Raw genomic sequence first — 9,808 nt, forward strand, 5'->3', positions numbered from 1 at the left:
TGCAGCGGTGCGGCCTAACTCCAGGGTTAATAATCTACCGACTGAACGATTACTTTAAACGTAATTGTTCTTTAATACTGTTAACGTCCGACTGATGCACTAATGCAGTGTGGGTTAACGCAAGCTTGCGCTTCTTAGACTTCTTCGTAAGAATGTGGCTTTTAAAGGCATGCTTTCTTTTAATCTTGCCAGTACCGGTAAGCTTAAAACGCTTTTTGGCACTAGATTTTGTTTTCTGTTTAGGCATTTGATTCCTATTTATTAATTATCTCGCTTACTATTTTTAAGCCGGAATTTTCCGGCAACTTTTATTTTATAATCCTAATCTAAAAAGTGAATTACTTTTTGGTTTTGGGAGCAATGAACATGGTCATTCTTTTTCCTTCCAATTTAGGCATCTGTTCTACCTTGCCCAAATCTTCCAATTCGGAAGCTAATTTAAGCAAGAGAATTTCACCTTGATCCTTATAAACAATAGATCTTCCTTTAAAGAATACGTATGCCTTTAATTTAGCACCATCCTTTAAAAATTTCTCTGCGTGTTTCTTTTTAAACTCGTAGTCGTGATCATCTGTTTGCGGTCCAAATCTAATTTCCTTTACGATAACCTTCGTCGCCTTGGACTTCATGACCTTTTCGCGCTTCTTCTGTTCGTATAGGAACTTCTTGTAATCTATTATTTTGCAAACTGGTGGATCTGCTTTAGGTGATATTTCTACCAAATCCAGTTCCAATTCCTTGGCCTGGGCAATGGCATCCCTAGTGTTATACACTCCTACTTCTACATTGTCGCCAACCAACCTTACTTTGGGCGATAAAATCTTTTCATTGATATTGTGGGGATTTTTATTCTCCCTTCTAGGTTGTGGTCTAAAACGTTTTCTTATTGCTATGGCTCTACTTTTTTAATTAAACTTATATTTTTTTTAAAACGACTTTAAGGTACTATTTATTTCATTAGTTACCAAGTCAGAAAAGGCTTTTATGGTAATGGAACCAAGATCTTCACCTCCGTGTCTTCTAACGGAAATGGTTTCTTCATTCTCTTCATTCTCGCCAACAATTAGCATAAATGGGATTTTAGTCATCTCTGCTTCCCTGATTTTTTTGCCAACTGTCTCATTTCTATTATCAATGAGGGCGCGAATGTCGTTATTTTCCAAGGAATTTAAAACTTTTTCGGCATATATTTCGTGTTTTTCACTTACAGGTAGGATAATTGCCTGTTCTGGCATTAGCCAAAGTGGGAAATTTCCTCCAGTATGTTCTAACAACAAAGCGATAAACCTTTCCATACTACCAAAAGGCGCTCGGTGGATCATCACTGGTCTATGAAGCTCATTATCGCTACCCTTATAGGTAAGTTCAAATCGTTCAGGAAGGTTGTAATCTACCTGTATAGTACCCAATTGCCAATTTCTGCCTAAGGCATCCTTGATCATGAAGTCTAACTTTGGGCCATAGAAAGCAGCTTCCCCACTTTCAATAACAAAATCAAGTCCTTTTTCCTTTGCGGCATTAATAATGGCGTTTTCTGCTTTTTCCCAATTCTCAACAGATCCGATATATTTTTCGGGTTTTTCTAAATCCCTAACTGAAACCTGTGCGGTAAACTTATCAAAACCTAAGGATCCTAGTACGTACAGCGTTAAGTCTATTACCTTTTTAAACTCATCGGCTAATTGGTCGGGAGTACAGAAAATATGCGCATCATCCTGAGTAAATCCGCGTACTCTGGTTAAACCATGAAGCTCTCCGCTTTGTTCATAACGGTAAACAGTACCAAATTCGGCATAGCGAACCGGTAGGTCTTTATAGCTAAAAGGTTTTGCATTGTAAATTTCACAATGGTGTGGACAATTCATCGGTTTTAATAAAAACTCCTCATCCTCTTTTGGTGTTTTTATTGGTTGAAAGCTATCCTCTCCATATTTGGCATAGTGACCAGAAGTAACGTAAAGTTCCTTTTGTCCAATATGGGGAGTTACTACCATTTTATAACCAGCTTTCTTTTGCGCCTTCTTTAAGAATTCCTCTAACCTATCTCTTAAAGCTGCACCTTTTGGTAACCATAGTGGGAGGCCTTGCCCTACTTTTTGAGAGAAGGTAAATAACTCCAACTCCTTGCCTAATTTTCTATGATCCCGTTTTTTAGCTTCTTCTAGCAATTCCAAGTATTCAGTAAGTTCTTTCTGTTTTGGAAAGGAAATTCCATATACTCGTGTTAATTGGTTGTTTTTTTCGTCTCCTCGCCAATAGGCACCGGCTACACTCAATATTTTTATAGCCTTTATAATACCGGTATTGGGGATATGCCCCCCGCGGCATAGGTCGGTAAAGGTATCATGATCGCAAAAGCTAATGGTGCCGTCTTCTAAATTTTCAATTAGCTCCACCTTATATTCGTTCTCTTGGTAGCGGTAGAGATCTAGTGCGTCATCCTTGCTTACGGACCGCATTTTAAAATCGTGTTTCCCTCTGGCAATTTCTAGTGCTTTTTTTTCTATTGCGGGAAAATCCTTTTCAGATATGCTTCTCTCACCGAAGTCCACATCGTAATAAAATCCATTTTCAATGGCAGGACCAATGGTCAGTTTTATTCCCGGATAAAGCGCTTCCAAAGCTTGAGCAACCACGTGGGAGGTAGAATGCCAAAAGGCTGTCTTACCTTCCTTATCGTTCCAGCTAAAAAGAACTAGGGAGCCATCTTCATTTAAGGGGGTAACAGTCTCAACTGTAATACCATTGAATTTTGCAGAAATAATATTTCTAGCCAAACCTTCACTAATGCTTTTGGCCACTTCTAGTGGAGTGGTCCCCTTTGCATATTCCCTAACACTTCCGTCCGGTAAAGTAATTTTGATCATAGGATTCTATTTAACAGGTGCAAAGATATTGTAAAGGGTTTAGTTGGGCAAAGTTGTACTGAAATGAATTTTAAAATTTTGGCTTATTACTTAGGGGTAAATATAAGGACAGGGGTCTTATGGTCGCAAAATATAAGAAACTAACTACCGGTGCTTTAAAATATAATAGGTTATACCGAACGTAATATTGATATAATTAAGGAAATAGGCGAAAATAAAGAGCTGAATTTTGCATTTATTTGTCAAAATAGTTTGGCGTCTAAAACTGATAAATATGTTTTCTACATATGAAATTCATTTCAAATCCGTGATGAGGATGAATAAATCTTATGAATGTTAGTTAATTGCTTGTGATTTAACATTTATTTAGTCTTTTGTTTGAATGTGCGATTATATTTCATAAATTTTGCTTTTAATCAACTAAATTAAAACTCATGAAGAATACCTTTTTAGTATGTGCTTTTCTTTTGTTTCTCTTTAAATCCTACGGTCAAGATATTACTGGAGTGGTTACCGACGTCTCTGGTACGCCATTACCAGGGGTGACTATTCTTGTTGAGGGGACCATTACTGGGACAACAACAGATTTCGATGGTAATTACGCAATTGCAGCCAGCTCGGGCAATGTGCTTAGATTCTCCTTTTTGGGAATGAAAAGTCAGAGTGTAACCGTTGGGACTGCCAAAGTAATAAATGTCACCATGGAGGAAGACTCCGAGCAATTAGGGGAAGTGATCGTAACCGCATTTGGGATATCCCAAGAAAAGAAAGCGCTTGGTTATGCTGCTCAAAGCATTGATGCGGAGGCAATAACCAGTACCAAGCAAACCAACTTAGTAAGTGCCTTGCAAGGACAGGTAGCTGGAGTACAAATTACCAATTCGGGTGGTGCTCCAGGTCAAAGTGCGCGAATAGTAATAAGGGGTATTAACTCCCTAGATCCACAGGCGGATAATCAGCCTCTTTTTGTAGTGGACGGAGTTCCTATAGATAATTCTACTGTAGAATCGAGTGGTACTCCTCGTGGACTTACCAATAGGGCAGCCGACATAAATCCTGCGGATGTAGAGTCTATGTCCATTTTAAAGGGTGCTGCCGCAACAGCGCTTTATGGAGTTCGCGCTGCGAACGGAGCAGTCATTATTACAACTAAAAAGGGTCAAAAGGGACAGATTAGAGTAAACTTAAACTCTTCTATAGGCTTTGAGGATTTAAACCGATTGCCAAAATTGCAAGATCAATTCGGACAAGGGTTTAGTGGGGAGTATGATCCTACTAGTTTCTGGCCAAGTTGGGGTGCGCCAATTTCAGAGATCGCTAAGACAGTGCCAGGACATAAATATCAAGATAACTGGAATCGCGCCTTTGACACTGGGATGCAAACGGACAATAGCCTGAGTATTTCCGGTGGGGGCGATAAGGCTACTTTTTATGGGTCTTTCGGAAATTTTGATCAAGAAGGAATAATTCCTTTTAGTACTTGGGGAAGAACTACCGCCAAACTTTCTGGAAGTGTAACCATGAGCGAAAAATTTAATTTTAGTGCTTCTGTAAATTATTCTAATTCTGGAGGGAATAGGGTGCCACATGATCGCTATATGGAACGAATGATGTATTGGTCTGAGACTACCGATGTAAGGGATTATATTAATCCGGACGGTACCATGAAGACATATGGTAATACCAACCCCGTATACGATGCTCGTTTTAGTACTTACGAGGATGATGTAAATAGGATGATCGGGAACCTTAATTTGAATTACGCTCCAACAGATTGGTTGATGCTTTCATACCGAGTAGGTACCGACTTTTTTAGCGATTCCAGAACCGAGGTTACTCCGGGCCCAAAAGGTATAGATGGAGAGCAAGCATTGAGTTCTACCGGATATTTAGAAGAGACTAGGATTAATAGTATGGACATCACTTCTAACTTTTATATTACATTAAGTAAAAAATTCAGTGATGATTGGGATACTACTCTTCGAATAGGTAATGATATTTTTGAAAGAAAATATGATAGGACTACACTTCGTGGAGAAGATTTTGTTATTCCAGGATTTTATAACGTAAATAATACCAAGCAGGTTTTTGCAAGTCAAGGTAGCAGTATTAGAAGACTAGTTGGTTTTTATGGAGATCTAATGGTGAGCTATAAGAATTATTTGTACCTGAATATTACAGGAAGAAACGATTTGTCTTCTACCCTCCCAAAGGATAATAATTCTTTCTTTTACCCTTCATTTAACTTGGGTTATGTGTTTAGTGATCACTTAACCACACCAGACTGGTTTACGTTTGGTAAGTTAAGAGCCTCTTGGGCGCAAGTAGGTAAAGATACGAATCCACATGTGCTGGGAGCTACCTTTGTTTCACCAAGTGTATATCCGTTAGACGGACAGGTAGGGTTTAGTAGAAATGATGCCTTTGGGGATCCCGCTCTAAAACCAGAGTTGACCACTTCTATGGAATTTGGGGCCCAATTGGCATTTTTTGAGAATAGATTGAATTTGGATGTTACTTATTACAAATCCAACGCCGAAGATCAAATTATACCAGTTCCCGTTTCTGATGTTACTGGCTTTTCCTCATATATTACAAATGCTGGGGAAATAGAGAATAAAGGATTGGAATTTGTACTTGGAGGAGATGTGGTAAAGGGTCCTGATTTTAATTGGAAGGTGTCTGCAAACGTGTCAATCAACGATAACAAAGTGAAATCCATTCGCGAAGGAATTGATGAGATTGTTGTGGGGAGTCAATCTGGTTACGACGGAAGTAGGGTTACCATGAAATTGATAGAAGGTGAAGCTTATGGTAATCTTTACGGTACCAGTTATGCACGTTACGGTGGAGATCCTAACAGTATTTTTGTAGAAAGCGAGCTGCCCATTATAATAGGGGAGGATGGCTTCCCAAAAAGAAATCTAAACCAGCTTATCATTGGTAATGCGGTTCCAAAATGGATAGGGGGCTTACGAAATGAGCTTAGCTATAAGAATTTTGACCTTAATGTGATGATGGATTTTAGAGCAGGAATGAAGCAGTATAATCAATTTGACAATTTCCTCTCTGCGTTTGGCAAAAATGAGTATACCGCCGTCAGAAACGACTATAAAGTGTTTGATGGCGTATTGGAAGATGGTACACCCAATACCAAAGAAGTGTGGTTAGGCCAAGGTGAAAGTCCAGATGGTAAAGATTATGGTGCTGGTTTCTGGAGAAATACCTATAGAGGAATTAGTGAAAATTTTGTGTATGATGCCAGTTATATTAAGCTTAGGAGTGTTTCCCTTGCCTATAACTTTAACGATAAGATTTTAGATCGTACGCCATTTTCTTCCTTGCGGATTTCAGTAGCAGCAAATAATATTATTCTATACTCACCATGGGACGGTTTTGATCCGGAATCCTTCTCTGCAGGAGCTGGAGGGAATGCCATTGGTTTCACTGGTCTTGGATTTCCTGGAACTCAAAGTTATTTCATGACTTTGAACGTTGGGTTTTAAGAAGGTGCACTAAGATTTTGGGGGGACGCTGTTAATATGAGATTTTTTCTCCTCTATGGCCTCAAACCAATTTAGGTTTCCAGAACGGAAAAAAAAGTGAAATAAAAATATAAAAATCAACAATATGAAAATTATAAATAGAATCGGTAAGGTACTAGGTGTTGGCCTTGTGTTTATTGCAAGCTCCTGTGACTCTTACTTGGATGTGAATGAAAATCCAAATAACCCGGAGGATGCACCAATATCGGGTCTAATGATCAACAGTACCTATGAAACTGCTTACAATCAGTATAGGGTGGGGGATATTACGTCTTATTATGTACAATACTTGGCTTCGCCAAACCCAGGTAGTTCAGGCGATACAATGGAGCCGGTCAGTCATGGTACTACATGGTTTAGATTATATAACGTAATGACAGATTTAACCATAATGATGGATAAGTCAGAAGAATTAGGGGCAAGTCATTATACGGGTGCTGCTCAAATTTTAATGGCATTAAACTTAGGAATGGCAGTAGATATTTTCGGAGGTATTCCTTTCTCTGAAAGTTTCAGGTTCGAGACCGTAACACCTAAGTATGATTCCGATGTAGAGCTATATTCAAAGGTGATGGATTTTTTGAACCAAGGGATTCAGAATCTACAAGGGGCAACTACGGTTTCAATAGGGGACGACGATTTTATATTTAAAGGTGACGTAGATAAATGGATAGCTTTTGGGAATATGTTAAAGGCACGATTTATGATCCATCAAAAAGCAACCTCAAATTATAATGCTAATGAGGTGTTAGCGGCACTAGATAACGCGTTTAGCAGTAATTCTGATAACGCTCAGGTTTCCTTCTTTGAGCAATCTATAAATCCGTGGTCCAATGCGGCAAGAAATAATGCCAATTTGTTATTGGATGGTTGGATCAGTGAGCAGTTCATTGAAGCCCTAGATGGTACTTCCTATCCCGATGTTGATCCTCGATTAAAATTAATGGTAGGTGCTACAAATGACGGGGAATTTGTGGGGACTCCAAATGGGGCTGGAAGGGGAAATGCTCCGGAGCAGGGAGCTAGGTCAACCTTGATTCAAGGGCAATATTACACTTCAGTTACTTCCCCGCTGTTGATTGCCACCTATAGTGAGCAAAAGTTCATTGAAGCTGAAGCCGCTTTTGAAGTAGATAAAGCTAGGGCGTATCAAGCCTATCTGGATGGAATAATAGCGCATATGGAGATGTTAGAGGTTCCACAAGCAGAAATGGATGCTTATTTGGCTAGCCCTGCTGTAAGTATGGGGGCGGCAGCCTTTACTATGGATGATATTTTTAAGGAAAAATGGGTGGCTTTATTTCTACATGCGGAATCCTGGAACGATGCTAGAAGGTTTAATTATCAATATAAGGATATGACAGTGCCTGCTAATCTTAATCCTGAGCTTGGAGGGAAATTTATTAGAAGATTGAGTTATCCTGATAGTGAAATAAGTAGAAACGGCAAGAATGTTCCTTCCGTTACCTTATTAGATCGCATATTTTGGGATGCCAATTAAGGAAATGACCATTTAATTTAATTAGTTTAAAATCTCCCGCACACAGCGGGAGATTTTCTATTTTTATAGAATGAAATAGTATAATATGAAAAATATTTTCCGCTTACTTTTACTTTGTTTGCTCATTTCTAGCTGCGCAACCAAACGTTTGATGAAACCTATTAAGAATTCTGAGGTGTTTAACAAGGGGTTTACTGGTGTTGTTATTTACGACCCTGAAAAGGATAAGGTATTGTATGAGCAAAACGAGGATAAGTATTTTACACCGGCGTCCAATACTAAAATGTTCACTTTTTATACTACTTATAAAATCTTAGACAAATATGTGAATAGCTTAAATTATAGGGAGCAAAATGATTCGTTGCTATTTTGGGGAACCGGGAACCCTGCCTTTCTGCATCCAGATTTTAATGATCTAAGTGCTTTGGAGCTATTGAAGTCTACCGATAAAAACCTGTATTGGGCAGATAATTCTGAGGAGGTTACGGCTTACGGATCGGGTTGGTCCTGGAGTTGGTATAAGTATTATTACGGCCCTCAAAGATCAGCCCTTCCTATGTATGGTAATATTGTTCGGTTTTCTAAAAATGCGGAAGATAAAGATCTTAGCTATTCGCCTCTGTTCTTTGAGAAGGATATACGACTTAATAAGGATTTGTCTACGCTCAGTTATATTATAGACAGGGATAAGGATAGTAATGTGTTTGAGTATAATATAGTAGGGGATTCTGTTAAGTTGAAAACAGACCGTCCTTACGCCATTTCGCCACAGCTCACTTTGGAGATGCTAAAGGATACCCTTGGGAAGGATGTGCAAAAAATAGAGTATAGTTTGGTAAGGGGACTTCCCCATGCTAAGCTGAAAGGAGTAGAAACCGATTCCTTATTTAAACAGATGATGATTATAAGTGATAATTTTCTGGCTGAGCAATTGTTGGTTCTTGCTTCGGACAAATTGTTCGATACCTTAAATATTGCAAAGGTGATAAATTATTCCCTTGAAAATTTTTTAAACGATTTACCAGATAAGCCTGTATGGGTAGATGGTTCTGGACTCTCCGGTAATAATAAATTTACACCAAGGAGTATCATCGCGCTTTTGAAAAAAATTAGGGAAGAGGTGCCTGAAGAAAAAATATATGCTTTTTTTCCTGCTGGAGGAAAAACGGGAACTATTAAATCCTGGTATCATTCTGGAGGAGATAGTCCTTATATCTATGCAAAAACGGGAACTTTAAACGGTACCCATTGTTTAAGCGGTTACCTCCTTACAAAAAGTAATAAAGTGCTTTATTTTAGTTTTATGCATAATAACTACGTTATAAGTTCTAATGAGTTAAAACGCGAAATGCAAAAGGTATTGTTTTCTATTCATGAGAAATATTAGGGCTTGTATAGAGTAAATAATATTGTTAGCATGGAGTGCCGATTATATTTTAGGGTTGGGCGTTCCCTTCCTTCGTTAGGTCGCGCTCTTCGTTATATCCCTTGCGTTGGTGCGGGGATGCCACTGCGATCGCTAACGCGGCCTGTTGAGTTTTTTTTACTCCAAAATGGATGCATCATACTGCTCCTTACTATATATAGGATAGGTTATATCGAAATGCGCCTATTCCTTATTGTATCTACATCTATATAGGTCTGTTGCTCCGATTAGAGAAAAGTCGTGCCTTGTTGGTGTGTTGAGGTTGACCATGGTCATCGATTTTATGTTGAGTAACCAAATCTCACTGCTCAATTCTGCTATCTCAATACTAACATCTCACTACTCACTACTCACTACTATATATAATATGAATAGCTCTTTTTTTTATAGAGTTGGAAAGGGCTTATCTTTTTAATAATGTGTTGAGGTTTCTCGCGGCCTGTGTCTCTTTATCTCACTACTCACTACT

At 38.7% G+C, this 9,808-nt stretch carries 6 protein-coding genes; 3 read left to right on the forward strand and 3 right to left on the reverse strand.

Annotated elements, in window-relative coordinates; genetic code table 11:
- Positions 1-49: 49 nt before the first annotated feature.
- The 3 genes from rpmI to thrS form a co-directional block, all read right to left on the reverse strand.
- Positions 50-247 carry a 50S ribosomal protein L35 gene (rpmI, locus tag G466_RS0114710; protein WP_026814351.1) on the reverse strand — a complete coding sequence of 66 codons (198 nt, stop codon included), beginning with the start codon at positions 245-247 and terminating at the stop codon, positions 50-52.
- Between the two features lie 91 nt (positions 248-338).
- Entirely contained in the window at positions 339-893 is a 555-nt protein-coding gene (gene infC / locus G466_RS0114715; RefSeq protein WP_084418862.1) for a translation initiation factor IF-3, read from the reverse strand.
- Between the two features lie 33 nt (positions 894-926).
- Complete coding sequence (gene thrS, locus G466_RS0114720) at positions 927-2,867, reverse strand: threonine--tRNA ligase (RefSeq protein ID WP_026814353.1); 1,941 nt, start codon at positions 2,865-2,867, stop codon at positions 927-929.
- Between the two features lie 434 nt (positions 2,868-3,301).
- Between thrS and G466_RS0114725 the strand changes: the two genes are divergently transcribed.
- The 3 genes from G466_RS0114725 to G466_RS0114735 all read left to right on the forward strand — a co-directional run bounded on the left by G466_RS0114725 (position 3,302) and on the right by G466_RS0114735 (position 9,300).
- Positions 3,302-6,373 (forward strand): SusC/RagA family TonB-linked outer membrane protein, encoded by a 3,072-nt coding sequence (locus G466_RS0114725; protein ID WP_026814354.1) that lies wholly within the window; start codon positions 3,302-3,304, stop codon positions 6,371-6,373.
- A 124-nt stretch (positions 6,374-6,497) separates the two neighbouring features.
- Entirely contained in the window at positions 6,498-7,913 is a 1,416-nt protein-coding gene (locus G466_RS0114730) for a SusD/RagB family nutrient-binding outer membrane lipoprotein (RefSeq protein ID WP_026814355.1), read from the forward strand.
- Positions 7,914-7,998: 85 nt separating this feature from the next.
- Positions 7,999-9,300 (forward strand): D-alanyl-D-alanine carboxypeptidase, encoded by a 1,302-nt coding sequence (locus tag G466_RS0114735; protein ID WP_026814356.1) that lies wholly within the window; start codon positions 7,999-8,001, stop codon positions 9,298-9,300.
- The last annotated feature ends 508 nt before the right edge of the window (positions 9,301-9,808 follow it).

The sequence above is a fragment of the Arenibacter certesii DSM 19833 genome, from assembly GCF_000429545.1.
Classification (GTDB): domain Bacteria; phylum Bacteroidota; class Bacteroidia; order Flavobacteriales; family Flavobacteriaceae; genus Arenibacter; species Arenibacter certesii.

Excerpts from the sequence above, each read along its gene's own strand:
- rpmI (WP_026814351.1), bottom strand. The coding sequence starts at position 247 with ATGCCTAAACAGAAAACAAAATCTAGTGCCAAAAAGCGTTTTAAGCTT.
- thrS (WP_026814353.1), bottom strand. The coding sequence starts at position 2,867 with ATGATCAAAATTACTTTACCGGACGGAAGTGTTAGGGAATATGCAAAG.
- G466_RS0114725 (WP_026814354.1), top strand. The coding sequence starts at position 3,302 with ATGAAGAATACCTTTTTAGTATGTGCTTTTCTTTTGTTTCTCTTTAAA.
- G466_RS0114730 (WP_026814355.1), top strand. The coding sequence starts at position 6,498 with ATGAAAATTATAAATAGAATCGGTAAGGTACTAGGTGTTGGCCTTGTG.
- G466_RS0114735 (WP_026814356.1), top strand. The coding sequence starts at position 7,999 with ATGAAAAATATTTTCCGCTTACTTTTACTTTGTTTGCTCATTTCTAGC.